We start from the raw sequence: 16,857 nt of genomic DNA, 5'->3' as shown, positions 1-16,857 counted from the left end.
GCGAATGCAGAGTGGGGCAAAGGCAGCAATTGCAGGGACCATCATCTTGCTGGCGGCCGTCGGCGCACGTGTCGGCATGATCTACCACGAGCGTAACGCCCCCGCGAAGCTCCCGGCTGCAGCCGCAACCGAAAAACTCTCCGACGACGATCTCGTCTTCCTAAAGAAGAAGCGCCCCGATTCGATGGCCGACATCAAGACCCTCTACGGTACGACGGTCTGGGTCTCCGCCGGTGGCCAGTTGGACTACTACCCCTACGCCGCGCACCACGTCGCCTACGGTAAGAGCGCAGGCACACTGCTCGGAGCACAGGCGCTGCTCATCAAGGACGCAGTCGAGCAGGTCGCCCCCAAGAGCGCCACCTTCCGCATTCCCGGCGGCGACCGCCAGGTCTCACTCGTCTTTACCATGCCCCAGTCAACCGACCCGGCGAAGGAATATGCAGTCCCTGTAGGCTATCGGCAAGACGGCACGTACACCTTTTACACCGACGAGATCTTCTTCTACGACGATCCCCATCAGCTCTACCAACACTGGGGCCCGGAGATCTGGAAGGCCGTCGATGCGCATCAGGTCATCCTCGGCATGAACGAGCGCCAGGTCGAGCTCTCTCTCGGCCAGGTCAGCAAGAGCCTGAGCCAGGACTACGGCAACCGGATGGTCGTCTTCGCCAACCTCGGTCACCCTATGGCCGTCACCTTCGTCAAGAACAAGGTCACCGCCTTCCGCCAAGATCAGGGCTATTAACGGAAGACAGCGGTATAGCCTAATCTCGTGAAGTAACGTTTCAGTTGATTCCTTGCGTCGTTCTCTCCCTCTAAGCGAGGTATTCGATGATTCCCTTCGACGATGCGCACCGCGCCGTACACTATCCTCCCGACCGGCGTCTCCGTATCTGGATCCGGCCTTCTGCTCTCGTAATCCTGATCGTGCTTGTGCTGGTGCCGTTGCTCCTTGCCTGGACGCAGGCTGCGCTCTTCGGCATGCCCTATATCGCGCCGTCCTCCGCTTCGATCGAAGGCGCACTGAGCGGCCCGCACGGCTTTCCCGTCTGGATTCGCTGGACGCACTTCTTCAACATGTTCTTCCTCTTCATGCTGATGCGCAGCGGCTTGTCGATTCTGATGGACCACCCGCGCCTCTATCTGAATGACAACTGCACCCCCGGCAGCGAGTGGCTGCGCTTTACCCCGCTAAAGGTCCCCACCGATAAAGTCTGGACAGCCAAGCAGGACGCACGCTACCTCTCGCCCATCGTCTCCACACCGGGCTACCGGCACACCGTAGGCATCGCCCGTGCGTGGCACTTCATCACCGTCTACGGATTCGTATTCACCGGGTTCTTCTTCGTCTGCGGCCTGCTCACCAGCGACCAGTGGATGCGCCTCGTACCAACCTCCACCACCGTCTTCGTCGATGCGTGGAACACCTTCGTCCACTATGCCAACTTCCACTTCCCGCCCGAGCCGAACGGCTTCTACGGATATAATGCGCTGCAACAGCTCGCCTACTTCGCAACCGTCTTCGTCATGGCTCCGCTCTCCATCATGACCGGGATGGCCATGTCGCCGGCGCTGGTCAACCGCTGGCCACGCTACGCCAAGCTCTTCGGCGGACGCCAGTGCGCGCGCTCCATCCACTTTCTGATGCTCGTAGGCTTCGCCTGCTTCGTCGTCGTGCATGTCACGCTGATCGCGATGACCGGCCTGCGCCGCAACATGAACCACATCGTCCTCGGTGTAGACGACATGCAGTGGACAGGGCTCGTCCTCGGCCTCATCGGCATCGCCGTCGTCGTGCTCTCGTGGGTGGCGGCGCACTACATCTCGTGGTACTTCCCTCGCGGCCTGCAACACGCCGAGCGCACCATCACCGAACCGGTGCGGCTCATCACGCTCGACAGCCTCATTCCGCAGCAGACCTACACCCGCGACCAGATCTCGCCGCACTTCTGGCCCAACGGCAACATCCCGATCCGCGAGGACTGGAAGCAGATGGAGGCCAACGGCTTCAAAGACTTTCGCCTCAAGGTCGGCGGCCTCGTCGAAAATCCGGTGGAGCTCTCGCTCGACGACATGCGCGCCCTCGAGGAAGAAGAGACCATCACCATGCACCACTGCATTCAGGGCTGGTCCGGCATTGCCGAGTGGCGCGGCCTCTCGCTGCGCAAGCTCATCGAGCACGTCAAACCCAAGCCCGGAGCGCATGTGCTGGCCTTCTACTCCTTCGGCAACTCGCTCTATGGGGGCACTTATTACGACACGCAAAATATGGAAAACGCGATGAAGCCGCAGGCCATGCTCGCCTTCGACATGAACGGCGCGCCGCTGACCGGCGTCTACGGCGCGCCGCTGCGCCTGCGCGTCGAAAACCAGCTCGGCTACAAGATGGTCAAGTGGATCGAGCGGATCGAGTTCGTCGAATCGATCGAGCTGCTCGGCAAAGGCGAGGGCGGATCGAACGAGGACGACGAGTACTTCGATCTCATCCCCAACATCTAACCTGTCACGGTCCGCCGAGGTGAAGATTGCATCGTTCCCGGCATCAATCCTGGTTCGCAGAAGAAGAGCATCACGCAGCTCTCCATGTCGAAGAGTTCCTGCGCCGCATCCGCCTCGACTGGCTGCTCCGGCATCTGCCTCCGCGCCTTGTCTGGGCAGGCTATGTCTTCATCAATAGCTTCATCACCATCGCCATCCTCTCGCTGCTGGCAGGATTCACCGGCAGCCCCTTCGTCTTCCCCTCGCTCGGCCCCACAGCCTACCTCTTCTTCTTCGCACCCATGGGCAAGTCTTCGAGCCCACGCCACGCCATCCTCGGTCACGCCATCGGCCTCATCTGTGGATATGCCGCCTATGTTGTTATGGGGAGCCACGGCTTTGCTGTGACGTCGCTGGGTGAGGTCTCGTGGCGCGAGGTCATGGCCGCAGCGCTCTCGCTCGCAGCCACGGGAGCCATCATGGTGCTGCTCCGCGTCAGCCATCCCCCGGCAGGCGCAACCACGCTGATCGTCTCGCTCGGCATCCTCACCAAACCCGAGTACCTCGTCATCATCGAAGTCGCCGTCATCCTTCTGACCGCGCAGGCCTGGGCCATCAACCGCGTCGCCGGGCTCGACTATCCTCTCTGGGAGAAGAGCACGACCGACTCCGCAGCATAATGCCTGCGCCTTTAGCCCTGCATCTTCTCGACGGCCAGGCCCACCCGCAGCATGGTCCCCTCGTCGAAGTGCTTACCCATAATCTGTACACCGATCGGCAAACCGTCTTTCGTCTGCCCGCAGGGCACGCTCACCCCACAGATTCCCGCGAGGCTCGCCGCAACCGAGTAGATGTCCGCCAGATACATCGCCACTGGGTCGTCCGTTTTCTCTCCGAGTTTGAACGCCGGTGTGGGCGTCATCGGCCCGACGATCACGTCGACCTCGTTGAACGCGGTCAGAAAATCCCGCGTCAGCAGCGCTCGAACCTGCTGCGCCTTCTTGTAATAGGCGTCGTAGTATCCCGCCGAAAGCGCATACGTTCCCAGCAGAATGCGGCGCTTCACCTCAGGCCCAAATCCTTCATCGCGCGTCTTGCGGTACATCTCCGAGAGCGTCTTAGCCTCGGCGCTCCGCAGCCCGAACCTCACGCCATCGAAGCGCGACAGGTTCGACGAAGCCTCCGCCGTAGCGATCACGTAATAAGTCGGAATCGCGTACTTCGTGTGCGGCAGGCTCACCGGCTTGATCACGCACTTCTCCGCCTTGAGGCCATCGAGAACCTTCTCAATCGCGGCACGAATCTCCGGGTCCAGACCTTCGCCGAAGTACTCCGCGGGAACGCCGATCCGCAGACCTTCCACCGGCTTCTCCAGTGCGCCGACATAATCTCCGACAGGCCGATCCGACGAAGTAGCGTCCATCGCATCCTGTCCGGCAAGCACCTGCAGAACGGTCGCAGCGTCCTTCACATTGTTCGTAAATGGCCCAACGCGATCGAGTGAAGAGGCAAACGCAATCAACCCATAACGTGAAACGCGTCCATAGGTCGGCAACACACCCACGACTCCGCAAAACGCCGCAGGTTGCCGAATCGAGCCGCCTGTATCCGTCCCCAGCGTAGCCACGGCAAATCCAGCCGCAACCGCCGCCGCCGAGCCGCCGCTCGACCCGCCCGGAACACGGTCCAGAGCCCGGGGATTCAGCACCGGTCCATAAGCCGAGTTCTCATTCGAGCTGCCCATGGCAAACTCGTCGCAGTTCAACTTGCCCAGCAGAACTGCTCCCGCCGTCTCCAGCTTCGTCACCGCAGTAGCATCGTAGGGAGGCCGATATCCCTTCAGAATCAGCGAACCCGCCGTCGCCGGCGAGCCCTTCATCGTCAGCACATCCTTGATTCCTACCGGAACCCCGGCCAGAGCGGGAAGCTCTTCACCCTTCGCAGCCAAAGCATCGATCTTCGCTGCCTGAGCAAGCGCACGCTCCTTGCTCAAAGCAAGAAAGCTATTGATCCCTTTGCCTTTGTCTCCATCGTCGGCAGCAATCCGCGAGTAGTGCAGCTCCGCCATCGCCGTAGCTGTAGCCGACCCATTCGCTACACCAGCCCGCACTGTATCAATCGTAAAATCCATCACTCTATCTTTCTTTCTCTTTTGATATCTCGGAAGTCTTGGCGTTAGCGCTCAATCACCTTGGGAACCTTGAAGAACCGGCCATCCGTTTCGGGAGCAGCCGCCATCACCGCAGCGCGATCCAATGAGGGAACGACGACATCCTCGCGCAGCGTCTCGCCGCGCTCGTGCCGTTCTCCACCCAGCATCTCGCCCACCTGTGCCATCGGCAGAACGTCCTTCGTATCCAGCTCATTCAATTCGGCAATATGACCCAGAATTGCATTCAGATCTCGCTGCATGCGCGGCTCTTCCTCGGCAGTCAGCTCCAGATTCGCCAGCTCTGCCACCCGCCGAACATCCTCGATCGTTACCCCAGCCTGCTCACTCATCGCGCGTTATCCCTCTTCACCTTAAAGTGTATCCTGCTCACCTTCACGCCCGCGATGCGCCCCATCTGTCCGGCAAGCTGTCCCTGCATACTCATCATCTGCTGTAGCCACGCGCCCTCCTGCACCTCGATCGAGACCTCGCCGTCGACATATCCCACCACTGTTCCGCGCTCGGCCATGGCCTTACCGCAGGCCACCGGCCACGCCGCCGCCAGCTTGTCCTCAGGCCGCATCGCCTGCAAGCTCCGTCCCAGCGTTCCCCGCAGCAGATCCCGCATTCCCTCCATCACATCGTCTCCGCGATGCCGGGGGTCATCACACTGGCAGCCTCCGGTATCTTTTGCAGGATAAACTCGCGCATGCGCCGCAAAAATACCGGTGTAGCAAACTCTGCTGCCCATCGCTGCGTCTCCGCAGAGTCAAATCTCCCGGCGTCATCCGCAGCCTCAAATTGCAGGATTCCATCCATGACAGACGCTACCGTCTGCTCTGCAAAATAGATCCCTGTCGCCCGATCCTTGACCACATCCAATCCCCGAACCGTCTCCAACGATCCACCGGCCCCATACGCAACCACCGGACGTCCGCAGGCCTGCGCCTCCAGCGGAACCATGCCGAAGTCCTCATCGGCCGCAAACAGAAGCGCCCGGCACTTTGCATACTCCTGCCAAAGCGCCTCCGTGGTCATCTCCCCCAGAAAGCTGACATCTGCCGTGCCGGCAAGCTTTCTCAACCGGCTCTCCTCAGGCCCGGCACCGGCAATCCTCAGTTTTCTCCCTAGCCGCACACACGCCTCCATCATCAGCTCGGTGCGCTTGTACCCAACTAACCGTCCGGCACAAAGATAATGCTCTTCCGGCTGAGCCACGCACGCTCGATGGAGATCAATGGGAGGATGAATCACCACACTCTCCCGCCCATAGCAGCGTCGAATCCGGTCGGCCACGTACTCCGAGTTCGCAATAAAGTAACTCACCCTCTGCGCCGCACGCTCATCCCAGGCTCTTACCCGCCCCGCCGTGGCAGAAAATGCAGCGCGGGTCACGCTTCCCATCTGCGCCCGATAAGTCTCGTAACCGTCGTAGAGATACCGCATCGGCGAGTGGCAGTAGCAGAGATGCACTGCTCCCGCATCCACACGTACTCCCTTGACCGGACCTGAATCCGACGAGATCACCAGGTCGAATCCTCGCAGATCCAAACCTTCTGTAGCCATCGGATAAAGCGGCATCATATGCCGGTGATAGTTCCTGGCCAGCGGAATCCGTTGCAAAAACGAGGTATGCAGCCGTCGCTCCTGCAGCCCCTGCGGAATCCCGGGAGCGTCGGCCACCAGAGTGAAGATCTCCGCTTCCGGAAACAGCGAAGCGATGCACTCTGCCACGCGTTCGCCGCCGCCCCGCGTTACAAACCAATGATGAACAATGGCGACCCGCACCAGTCTTCCTAACTCTCCGCTGCGTTCTTTTTCAGAACGCGCCATCCTGGTTCACGACGGTAGAGAACGTCTTGAGTAAAATCACCGTGTCCTTCGACAGCGACCAGTTCCCCACATATTCGCAGTCCAGAGCCACCCGCTCGTCATAGGTCAGCGAGCTTCGCCCCGAGACCTGCCACAGTCCCGTCAACCCGGGCTTCACCTTGCAGTAGCAGCTAAAACAGCCGCCGTACTTCTCGACCTCAGCCGCCACAATCGGCCGGGGCCCTACCAAACTCATCTGGCCGGTCACAACGTTCCAAAGCTGCGGCAGCTCATCCAGGCTGTATCTCCTTAGAAATGAGCCAATCTTGGTAATTCGAGGATCGTTTCGCAGCTTGTGAGTCTTGTTCCACTCCGCACGGGCCTCGGGATGTTCCGCCAGATGCTGCTCGAGCACCTCGGCAGAGTTGACGCACATGGTTCGAAACTTCCACATCGAAAAGAACGCACCGTGCCGCCGAATCCGCCGGTGCGAGTAGAAGATCGGCCCCGGAGAGTTTAACGCCACCACTATCGCCACGATGCCAAGCACGAGCAGGCTCACCGGCAGCGACACCGCCACCAGGAACAGATCAACAGTCCGCTTGATCACACGGTAACGAAAGTACTCCGATGGCAGCTCCGTCTCCCACTGCAGTCGCCGCAACGGGGGTGCCATGACTTCCGAATACGAGTACGAATCTTCAATTACCGCAACCGGCGATTCGGGAGATTCAGCCTGCATTGCAATCCTATATCTGTGCAAACCATAAGCGACGCCATGCTCTGCGCCTGTAATCCGCACTGTTGTTTGCTTCTCTAAAGTTTGACGGATGTATGCCATCCTGCATCTCAACCAGCCTGCAGGCATCCGCAGCTCTGCTTCGTTTTCTGTCTCGCCGATTCTCTGCTTGCGCCTGTCTCTTGTTTGGACTGGTCGCTGCTCTATCGTCAACCCGGAAAAGGAGTTCAGCTACTTTATTTCGATTCAAACAGTTTACTAGCCCGATGCCCCACGGGAACAATCTCCCCTTATAGATTCGTTTTTTGTTCGTTCCATTTCGGTATCGAGTCTATTGTTGTCATCTCACGGTATCCTACTAGGATGCTCATTCTCAACACCACGCTCACAGATGTCAAACTGATTCAACCCAAGCGGTTTGGCGATAGTCGCGGCTGGTTCACTGAAATTTTCAATCAGAGCTCCTTCACCGAGGCCGGTCTGCCCTCCAGCTTCGTCCAGGACAACCAGTCCTTCTCCACGAAGGGTGTGTTGCGCGGGCTGCACTACCAGTTGGGCAAACCCCAGGGAAAGCTTGTCCGCGTGCTCTCGGGCCACATCTGGGATGTGGCCGTCGACCTGCGCCGCAACTCTCCTGATTTCGGCAAATGGGCCGGTTTTCACCTTAAACCCCTTACCGACGAGGGTGAGATCCAGTCGCTCTGGATCCCTGAAGGTTTCGCCCACGGCTTCCTCGTCCTCTCCGAGACCGCCGAAGTCCTCTATAAGACCACCAATCTTTACTACCCCCAGGGCGAGCGCTCCATCCTGTGGGACGACGCCACCCTTAATATTGCGTGGCCGCTGGAGGCCCTGAACGGCACTGCGCCTTCCGTCAGCGCCAAGGACGCGCAGGGTAAACTCTTCCTCGAAGCCGAGCTGCCGCCGGTATAGTCGAATCCGTGATGGAGAACGCCATTTTTTCAGAGACCACGTTTGTTCGATCATTCCGTCAGAGATCGACGAGCACCCAGCTCTCCATCATCGTCCTCACCGCTCTCGTCATTCGCCTTATTCTGGTCGCCTTCGTCTTTCGCCAAACCGTCGATCCGACCGACCACTTCGACGAGTTCGGCTGGGAGATGGGCTGGGTCGCCCGTTCCATCGCCCAGGGGCACGGCTTCAGCTCGCCTTTCTGGCCCGCGACCGGACCCACCGCCCTTGTTCCTCCTATCTTTCCTTATTTTGTAGCCGCCATCTTTCGCGTCTTCGGCGTCTACACTGCCGCATCGGCCATCGTTATCCTCTCCATTAACAGTCTCTTCTCGGCGCTCACCTGCATTCCGCTCTACTTCAGCACCCGGTACGCGCTGGACGAGCGCACGGCCGTCTTCGCCGCCTGGGCCTGGGTCTTCTATCCCTTTGCCATCTACTTCTCGGCGGCACGTGTGTGGGACTATGCCCTGACCGGCCTGCTGTTCACCACCTGCTTCTGTCTTGCCCAGCGCCTTCATCGCTGGCGGCGCATCCTCGGCTGGCTGGGATTCGGCCTCCTCTACGGCATCGCTGGCCTCTCCAACCCATCCGTCCTCTCCATGTTTCCGGTCTTTCTGATCCTCACGGTCATCGTCCTTCAACGCCGCAAAGAAAAGTGGCTGGCACACAGTCTCGTCGCCGCCCTCGGCGTAATCGCCGTCCTCACTCCCTGGACCGTCCGAAACTATCGCGCCCTTCATCTCATTACCCCTGTTCGCGACAACTTCTGGCTCGAGTGCTGGGCTGGCAACGACGGCAGCACCTTCGAGTCGAACGACCGCTGGGCGCATCCGGCCAGCAACCCCGCCGAGATGCATCGCTTCGAGTCGCTCGGCGAGGCCCGTTACCTTGCTGAAAAGCACACACTCGCCGTCAACTTCATCCGCCAGCATCCAGATCTCTTCCTCAAAAACTCTCTTCGCCGCGCGCTCTGCTTCTGGACGGCATACTGGAGCTTCAGCCGCGCCTATCTTGCAGATCAACCTACGCAGATACCGGACATGTTCTTCTCCATTGCCCTAACCTGCTTCATGCTCGTGGGAGCGCGAAGGTTATGGCGCGAAGACAGGACCGCAGCGCTTCCCTATATCATCCTCATGGCGCTTTTCCCCCTGACCTACTTCTTCACCCACGCCTCGCCTGACTATCGCCAGCCCATCGAGCCGGAGATCATCGCTCTGGTAAGCGCCGGGGTGCTCTCGTTGAAGTCAGCCAGATCGGCAAAAAAATCTGTCAAGCCCCCTCTGCCCTCAACGGTGTCCGATTAAATTCCATAAAGCAAACAAAACAAATTGTTTCCGCGACAGGGACATAAGCAGGGAAATCCTGCAAATCAGTTTCACCGAATTCGTTACACTGAAATAGCAGAGAAAAACCGATCAGGCCCAGCCGAAATGCTGGGCCTAAGTTATTTAGAAACAATGTTTTGGACCTATCTCTTGAAGAATGAAGACTTTACAAATTAAGTTCAATCAAATCAATACTTTGCATCAAAAGTACACCGGGGATATACCCCCTGAAAGAAACGCCTTCACTGTGATAAACCTGATGCGGGAACGGTCCGCTCCTTCAGCCGGTTCGCAAAAAGTATCTTCGCCACCCTTCAACAAATTGTGTCAGGAATTAGCCCTATGTCGTTTCACCGCCGCTCGCACCGGGACTTCGCAGCATCGATCCTTGCTCTCAGCACCCTTTTCGTCCTCGCCATAGGAGCGTCGATCGCACAACCTCCGGCACAGGAAAGCCAGCCTGCGGGCATGGGCGTCAACACCGGCGAAGCACACGCAGCTGTTCTTGACAGCGAGCATCGCCCCATCACGGCCGGCGGCTTCGTCAAAACCGGCCCTATCCTCTTTGAGGACATCGCAAAAAAGGCCGGTCTCACCTCGTGGACCCACATGATGGGAACGCCGGAGAAGAACTTCATCATTGAGACCAACGGCTCCGGCGTCGGGCTGCTGGACTACGACAACGACGGCTGGCTCGATATCTACCTGGTCAACGGCTCGACCTACGACGCGCTCTCGGGCAAGACGACTCCGCCTCATGCCGCCCTGTTTCACAACAACCACGACGGGACCTTTACCGACGTCGCCGCCAAGGCTGGAGTCACCAACGACCGCTGGGGCGTTGGCGTCGCTATCGCCGACTACGATAACGACGGCTGGCCCGACATCTATGTCAGCAACTTCGGCAAGAACCGGCTTTACCACAACAACCACGATGGGACCTTCACCGATGTAGCTGAAAAGGCAGGGGTTACCCTGGGCAACTGGTCGACCGGCGCAACCTGGGGCGACTACGACGGCGACGGCAGGCTCGACCTCTTCGTTCCCGGCTACATCCACTACGACATGGCGAACCAGCCCTCTTACGGCTGCCAGTTTCGCGGTGTGAAGGTCATGTGCGGCCCTCGCGGCCTCAAAGGTGAGCCCGACCACCTCTTCCATAACAACGGTGACGGCACCTTTACCGACGTAAGCGAAAAGGCCGGAGTCTCCGACAAGAACGGATATTACGGGCTTGCCTCCGCCTTCATTGATGTGAACAACGACGGCAAACTCGATCTGGTCGTCGCCAACGACTCCACGCCAAACTATCTCTATATCAATAAAGGTGACGGCACCTTTGAAGACGACAGCTATGCCTCAGGCTATGCCCTTAACGAGAACGGCCGTGAGACTGCCTCGATGGGCATCGCCATCGGCGACTATCGCAACAACGGCCTGCTCGACCTGTACAACACCACCTTCTCCGACGACTACAACCCTCTCTACCGTAACGACGGCGATGGAAACTTCACCGATGTCAGCTACCAGATGGGCATCGCCGAACCCACCATCCCCTTTCTGGGCTGGGGTGATGCCTTCCTCGACTTCGACAACGATGGCTGGAAGGACATCTTCATCGCCAATGGCCACGTCTATCCCCAGGTCGACCAGACCACCTGGGGCACGACATGGAAGCAGCGTCCTTTGCTCTTTCACAACATCGACGGCAAAAAGTTCGAGGTCGAGCCTGCGGTCGAAGGCACTGGTCTGGCCCAGTTGTATGTAAGCCGCGGCATGGCCGAAGGCGATCTGTTCAACGACGGCAAACTTGATGTTGTTATCAATGTCCTCGATGGACACCCCGCGTTGTTGCGCAACGTCTCTGCCGACCATCATCACTGGATCGAGTTCAAGCTGATCGGCGGTCCCAAGAGCCCGCGCGATGCCATCGGGGCCAAGATTTATGTGACGGCAAACGGGATGCGCCAGCGTGACGACATCTTCTCCGGCGGCAGCTTCGCCTCAACGCACGACCCGCGCGCGCACTTCGGTCTCGGCGATGCCACAAAGATCGATGCCATAGAGGTGAACTGGCCCGACGGCGCCAAAGAAAAATTCACTGTATCCAAAGTCGATCAGATTGTTACTCTCACTGAAGGCAAAGGAACGAAGATGTAGCGGGCAGGCTGGAAGCTGCCTTAGCAGGTTATGTATTTGGATAGAACAGGCGACCACAGGAACAACGGCGAAATACAGGGGTCTCTCCGCTGCGGCGGCAGAAACGCCGCCTTCGGTCGAGATGACGTTTTTATAGTTCTCCATTCGGTCGTGCGCCTGCTGTTCTTCTGGACGCTCTGCGGAGTTGTTGCTCTCTCCGCCAGCGCGCAGGACATTAATAATCTGGGGCATCAATCCTGGTCGACCGAAAATGGGCTGCCGCAGAACAGCGTCCATCAGATCTTTCAGTCGAGCGACGGTTACATCTGGATCGCCACCGAGGACGGCATCGCCCGTTTTGACGGCATCGACTTCAAGATCTTCAACCACGAGAACGTCCCCGCATTTACCAGCAGCGATACCTGCTGCATCGTCGAAGACGCTCATGGAGCGCTCTGGATCGGAACCTCCGATGGCCTTGTTCAATATGCCAAGAACGCCTTTCGTCATTACCCTCTTACCGATGTTGTCGTCTCTCTCGCAATCGGAGACGACGGCGATCTCGTCGTGCTGAGCGGCAATGGTCTGCTGCGCTTCGATGGAAAGAACCTTTCTCCGCTTGCGCTTCCCTCTTCGGCCACGCCGATTGCGCTCGCCAAGGCAGCTGACGGAGGGCTCTGGATTGCATCGACTGCGGGGGTCTTCGAGTATCGGCACGGAGACTTTCGCTCCGTACCGCTTCCAGGCATCGCAGCGGGAAGCATCGAAGCCATGGGCTCGCTGCCCGGCGGTATCTGGATACGCACCACGAGTCACATCACCCTGATTCAGAGCGGGCATCTGCGGACCCTTGAAGCTGGCCACGATCTCCCGGTGACTCGCATTCAGTCTGTGCTGGCCGACTCTCGCGGAGACCTCTGGATTGGGACGAATCAAGGTCTCTTTGTGCTGGACCTGCGGGATGGTAATAACAGTCCGCAACGCCAGTCGGCGCTGTCGACCAGCAGCATCCTCTCTACCTTTGAAGATCGCGAGGGAAATCTCTGGGTCGGGACCGAGACCAGCGGCCTCGACATTTTGCGCCGGCAGAACTTCCGAACGGTGCCGGAGCTCTCCGATCGGGTGATCACGGCCATCGTGCAGACATCGGACGGAGCGATGTGGGCAGGGACCAACGGCGATGGCCTGGACCGCTGGCAGGGAGGAAAGCTTCAACATTACTCCGTTCACAACGGCCTGCTCAGCGAGATCATCCTCGCACTGGCTCCCGGAGCCGATGGCAGCATCTGGGTTGGCACGCCTGATGGACTGAACCACATCGAAGCCGGCAAAGTTACGGCTTACACTTCCGCCGATGGCTTACCCGACGACCTGATTCGTTCGCTGCTGGTCGGCGGTGACGGCTCGCTGTGGATAGGGACGCGTCGCGGCCTCGCACACTGGGCGGACCAACGCTTCACGGTGTTTACCCAGGCCAATGGATTGAAGAGCAATCTGATCGGTGCTTTGCTACAGCCTCGCGCTTCTGATTCTTCGCATGACCTTTCTCACGATCTATCCCATAATCTATGGATCGGCACGCTGAACGGCCTGTCGCGGCTGCACGATGGCAGTATATCGACTTACACCACAAAAGACGGCCTTTCGGGAGACGTGATCACCTCGCTCAGCGAAGGCCAGCACGGCACACTCTGGATCGGCACAAAGGGCGATGGCTTGAGCAGCTACGCCAACGGCGTCTTCACCTCGCTGCATCGAAGCGACCTTCCGCAGACGATCGACTCTATTTTGAAAGACGATCATGGCAATCTCTGGCTAAGCTCGATCCACGGCATTACGCGCCTCTCTGCAGCCAGCCTCGTGGCCTGCGGTGCATCGCCCGAGTGTAATCCTCGGCCTATCTCCTATGGCCGCTCTGACGGCATGCCTACGGAAGAGGCATCCGCAACTGGACATCCGGCGGCGTGGAAGACCATCGAGGGCCAGCTCTGGTTTGCTACGCGTAAAGGTGTGGCTATCGCCGATCCCGATCATCTCTCGGAAAACCATATCCCGCCGCCGGTCGTCATCGAACGATTCATGCTCGACGACATGGAGCTTCCGCTCTCGGCGACAGAGCAGAGCATTCCGCCCGGACACAACAGTTTTGCCTTTCAGTATGCGGGCCTTAGCTACGCCGCGCCCGCGAAGGTGCGTTATCGCTATATGCTCGAGGGCTTCGATAAGCAGTGGACGCAGGCCGGATCGCGCCGCATTGCGTATTACACCAACCTGCCTGCCCGTCACTACCGCTTCCATGTGCAGGCGGCAAATAACGACGGCGTATGGAACGAAACCGGGGCATCACTTCGCTTCTATGTGAAGCCGCCCTTCTATCGCAGGCTATGGTTCCTTCTGCTGGTTGTTCTAGGCATCGCTGCCATCGTCGTCCTGCTCTATCGTCTTCGTCTTCGGCGGCTGCATCAGCAGTTTCAGGCAGTGCTGGCCGAGCGCAACCGCGTAGCCCGCGAGATTCATGACACGCTGGCACAGAGCTTCGTAGGGGTCTCGGTGCAGCTTGAGCTGACCGCACAGCTACTCGCCCACTCACAGATCGACGCAGCCGGCCAGCAGATCGACCGCACCCGCGAGTATGTGCGTGATGGCCTCGCTGAAGCGCGTCGAAGCATCTGGGACCTTCGCGCGGCGACCGCTCAGCACACGCTGCCTACGCGACTTACTCGGCTCGCCGAACGATCAAGCACCGAGAACCTCCCTATCCAACTCAACATCGGGGGCACCTACCGTCCGGTCGCCGCGGCGCTCGAAGACGAGATTCTTCGCATCGCGCAGGAGACCCTGAGCAATGTGGCCCGCCATGCAAATGCAAGCCGCGTCGCCATCGATCTGCGCTATCATTCAAATCGGCTGACATTGACCATTGCCGACAATGGCCGCGGCTTCGATGCGACCGACAACTCGCTGACCGCCAAGGGTCACTTCGGCCTGCAGGGAATGCGCGAGCGGGCAATGCAGATTCATGCTCAACTAGTGATAGAAAGCGCGCCGGGGCAAGGCACGACAGTGAAGCTGGAAGCTCCTATCCCCGCACAGAAAGGCACTGCAACCAATGGCTGAACCGATTCGCATTCTTGTAGTCGATGATCATCACGTCGTCCGACAGGGTCTCGTAGCGTTGCTGAACATCATGCCCGAGATTAAAGTCGTGGGCGAAGCCAGTGATGGGCTCGAGGCCATTGAGCTCTATCGCAGCCTGCGCCCCGATATCACGCTGATGGACCTCCAACTCCCCAAAATGACGGGCGTCGAGGCCATTCAGAAGATTCGCGAGGGCGATCCGAATGCGCGCTTTGTCGTTTTGACCACCTTCGATGGAGATGAGGACATCTTCCGCGCGCTGCAAGCCGGAGCTAAGGCTTATCTGCTGAAAGGCATGACGCTCGAGGAGCTGCTCTCGACCATTCAGGCCGTGCATAGCGGCAAGACGCGCATCTCGCCTGCGATTGCGGAGAAACTGGCCGAACGGATGAGCAGCCACGCGCTTACGGCACGCGAGCTGGGAGTGCTCGAACGCATCGTCGCCGGACGCGCCAATAAGGAGATCGCCTCTGATCTCGACATCAGCGAGGCGACGGTGAAATCGCATATCAACAATTTATTGAGCAAGCTGGGTGTCAGCGATCGTACGCATGCAGCCACCGTTGCCTTGCAACGCGGTATAGTACATCTCAAATGAAACGGCCCTTCATGAAGATCCTCGCCCTCGTCCTGCTTCTGCCCATGATGACTCCCCTGTTCGCGCAACCTAGGTCTTCCTGGCGTTCTGCAACATCGGCAGAACTTCAGAGTGTGCTGCCGGCGCGCGCGCAGGTTGAAAAAGAGCGTATTGAGACCGAGATGCGCACTGCCTCCGGCATCATCAACTCGCAGGGAAAGATCATCGCCGGGGTCGTTCTCATCACCGCCGGGTACTCGGCCGACGGAAAGTACTCTCACTATTTCCTGGTTCAGGCACCGATCACCATTGGGGACGTCGCTCTGCCTGCGGGCAACTACGTGCTGGGATGGCAGCGTGGTGAGGACAGCCTCGACGTCAAGTTTTATGACGCCGCGACCGGCGAAGAGAAAGGCACGGCAATCGCTCATCGCCTGCCGACGGGGTCACGTGTCGAATCGTTTCGCATCTGGCCTCCCTCGGACCACCAGATGATTCAGATTGGTCGCTTCGCTCTTTCGTATACCCCTGGCTCCTAGCAGCACAGGAGCCGGAATGCAGACCTCTGCCTGAATATTCGACACACCCGGTAGAACATTTGTTACCTTGGGTGGAGGTTTAATCCTTTATTTCCGGGTACGTTCATGGCAAAAGTGAAATCTGCGTTAAAGCGGTACTACCCAACTCCAGCCCTTGAAAAAGGCCTGGACATTCTGGAACTCTTCGCGAGCACGCCCTCGGGGCTTACGGTCAGCGAGGTTGCACGCAGGCTGAACCGCACCGTCTCTGAGATCTTTCGCATGTTGCTCTGCCTGGAGCAGCGGGGATATCTAGCGCAATCTGCAAATAAGGAACGCTATCAGCTCACGCTGCGGCTCTTTCGGCTGGGACAGGAGCATCCGCCGACGAAGCGGCTGGTCACCGATGCGCTACCTATCATGCATCAAGTGGCCCACGAACTTCGCCAGTCCTGCCATCTGGGTGTACTCGACGGAGGACACGTCGTTATCCTCGCCCAGGTCGATTCGCCGGAGTCTACCGGCTTCTATGTAAAGGTCGGCTCCAAGGTCGATCTGATGCATGCGGCAACCGGCCACGTCATCCTTGCGCATCAGGACGAAGATTCCTGCCAGCGAGCCATTGACGAGTGGTCGATGGAGACGAAGAAGAAAAAACCGGCTGACCTTGAAGAGCACCTCGCCAAAATTCGCGTGCGTGGATACGAGCGCCGCGCCAGCTACGAGGTAACCGGGGTCATCAATATCAGCTTCCCTATTCTGAATGCCCAGGGAAATGCAGTGGCAGGGCTCACTGTCCCCTACGTCAAGCGTATCGAGGACACCATCGGCATCCAGGAGATTATCGTCTCGCTGAGAAGGGCCAGCCAGCAGATCTCGGAGGCAATCGGAGCGCGGTCGCCGGTTGAAGAGGAAGAACAAAAGGCCGCGCAGAAGCGCGTGTCAAAGCCGAAAAATAAGGCCCTGCACGAGTAAGGCTTGGCAGGGCCTGGAGGTTG

15 protein-coding genes are annotated in these 16,857 nt (G+C 58.9%); 10 read left to right on the top strand and 5 right to left on the bottom strand.

Annotated features, from left to right (window positions below; genetic code table 11):
- Positions 1-4 precede the first annotated feature (4 nt).
- From IEW09_RS05495 to IEW09_RS05485, 3 genes are all read left to right on the top strand, one after another.
- A complete protein-coding gene (locus IEW09_RS05495) occupies positions 5-748 on the top strand; it encodes a hypothetical protein (protein WP_188553080.1) in 744 nt (247 codons plus the stop codon).
- 86 nt (positions 749-834) lie between these two features.
- Entirely contained in the window at positions 835-2,502 is a 1,668-nt protein-coding gene (locus tag IEW09_RS05490) for a molybdopterin-dependent oxidoreductase (protein ID WP_188553079.1), read from the top strand.
- A 26-nt stretch (positions 2,503-2,528) separates the two neighbouring features.
- A complete protein-coding gene (locus tag IEW09_RS05485) occupies positions 2,529-3,161 on the top strand; it encodes an HPP family protein (protein ID WP_188553078.1) in 633 nt (210 codons plus the stop codon).
- 11 nt (positions 3,162-3,172) lie between these two features.
- On the opposite strand, the gene gatA is transcribed toward IEW09_RS05485, so the two are convergent.
- From gatA to IEW09_RS05460, 5 genes are read right to left on the bottom strand one after another with little or no spacing between them, the layout of a single operon-like run.
- Positions 3,173-4,612, bottom strand: coding sequence for an Asp-tRNA(Asn)/Glu-tRNA(Gln) amidotransferase subunit GatA (gene gatA / locus IEW09_RS05480; RefSeq protein WP_188553077.1), 1,440 nt, complete (start codon positions 4,610-4,612; stop codon positions 3,173-3,175).
- Between the two features lie 44 nt (positions 4,613-4,656).
- Positions 4,657-4,983, bottom strand: coding sequence for an Asp-tRNA(Asn)/Glu-tRNA(Gln) amidotransferase subunit GatC (gene gatC / locus IEW09_RS05475; RefSeq protein ID WP_188553076.1), 327 nt, complete (start codon positions 4,981-4,983; stop codon positions 4,657-4,659).
- On the bottom strand, positions 4,980-5,270 hold the full coding sequence (locus IEW09_RS05470; RefSeq protein ID WP_188553247.1) for a DciA family protein: 291 nt from the start codon (positions 5,268-5,270) through the stop codon (positions 4,980-4,982). Before IEW09_RS05470 ends, gatC begins: the two co-directional genes overlap by 4 nt.
- A complete protein-coding gene (locus IEW09_RS05465; protein ID WP_229739105.1) occupies positions 5,270-6,466 on the bottom strand; it encodes a glycosyltransferase in 1,197 nt (398 codons plus the stop codon). Before IEW09_RS05465 ends, IEW09_RS05470 begins: the two co-directional genes overlap by 1 nt.
- Positions 6,453-7,121: a sugar transferase gene (locus IEW09_RS05460; RefSeq protein ID WP_188553075.1), complete on the bottom strand. Its 669-nt coding sequence runs from the start codon at positions 7,119-7,121 to the stop codon at positions 6,453-6,455. The genes IEW09_RS05465 and IEW09_RS05460 overlap by 14 nt, the downstream gene beginning before the upstream one ends.
- A gap of 426 nt (positions 7,122-7,547) precedes the next feature.
- Here IEW09_RS05460 and rfbC point away from each other — a divergent pair, with 426 nt between their 5' ends.
- The 7 genes from rfbC (at position 7,548) to IEW09_RS05425 (ending at position 16,834) form a co-directional block, all read left to right on the top strand.
- Positions 7,548-8,117 carry a dTDP-4-dehydrorhamnose 3,5-epimerase gene (gene rfbC / locus IEW09_RS05455; RefSeq protein ID WP_188553074.1) on the top strand — a complete coding sequence of 190 codons (570 nt, stop codon included), beginning with the start codon at positions 7,548-7,550 and terminating at the stop codon, positions 8,115-8,117.
- Between the two features lie 11 nt (positions 8,118-8,128).
- The gene (locus tag IEW09_RS05450; RefSeq protein ID WP_188553073.1) at positions 8,129-9,466 is read left to right on the top strand and encodes an ArnT family glycosyltransferase; all 1,338 of its coding nucleotides are present in this window, start codon (positions 8,129-8,131) and stop codon (positions 9,464-9,466) included.
- 363 nt (positions 9,467-9,829) lie between these two features.
- Entirely contained in the window at positions 9,830-11,647 is a 1,818-nt protein-coding gene (locus tag IEW09_RS05445) for a CRTAC1 family protein (protein WP_188553072.1), read from the top strand.
- Between the two features lie 150 nt (positions 11,648-11,797).
- The gene (locus tag IEW09_RS05440; RefSeq protein WP_188553071.1) at positions 11,798-14,743 is read left to right on the top strand and encodes a sensor histidine kinase; all 2,946 of its coding nucleotides are present in this window, start codon (positions 11,798-11,800) and stop codon (positions 14,741-14,743) included.
- On the top strand, positions 14,736-15,362 hold the full coding sequence (locus IEW09_RS05435; RefSeq protein WP_188553070.1) for a response regulator: 627 nt from the start codon (positions 14,736-14,738) through the stop codon (positions 15,360-15,362). The genes IEW09_RS05440 and IEW09_RS05435 overlap by 8 nt, the downstream gene beginning before the upstream one ends.
- Positions 15,359-15,880, top strand: a complete 522-nt coding sequence (locus IEW09_RS05430) for a hypothetical protein (RefSeq protein ID WP_229739104.1) — start codon at positions 15,359-15,361, stop codon at positions 15,878-15,880. Before IEW09_RS05435 ends, IEW09_RS05430 begins: the two co-directional genes overlap by 4 nt.
- 105 nt (positions 15,881-15,985) lie before the next feature.
- Positions 15,986-16,834: an IclR family transcriptional regulator gene (locus IEW09_RS05425; RefSeq protein ID WP_188553069.1), complete on the top strand. Its 849-nt coding sequence runs from the start codon at positions 15,986-15,988 to the stop codon at positions 16,832-16,834.
- The last annotated feature ends 23 nt before the right edge of the window (positions 16,835-16,857 follow it).

The organism is Edaphobacter dinghuensis (assembly GCF_014640335.1).
Taxonomy (GTDB): Bacteria; Acidobacteriota; Terriglobia; order Terriglobales; family Acidobacteriaceae; genus Edaphobacter; species Edaphobacter dinghuensis.
This window is presented reverse-complemented; position numbering and strand designations above follow the sequence as displayed.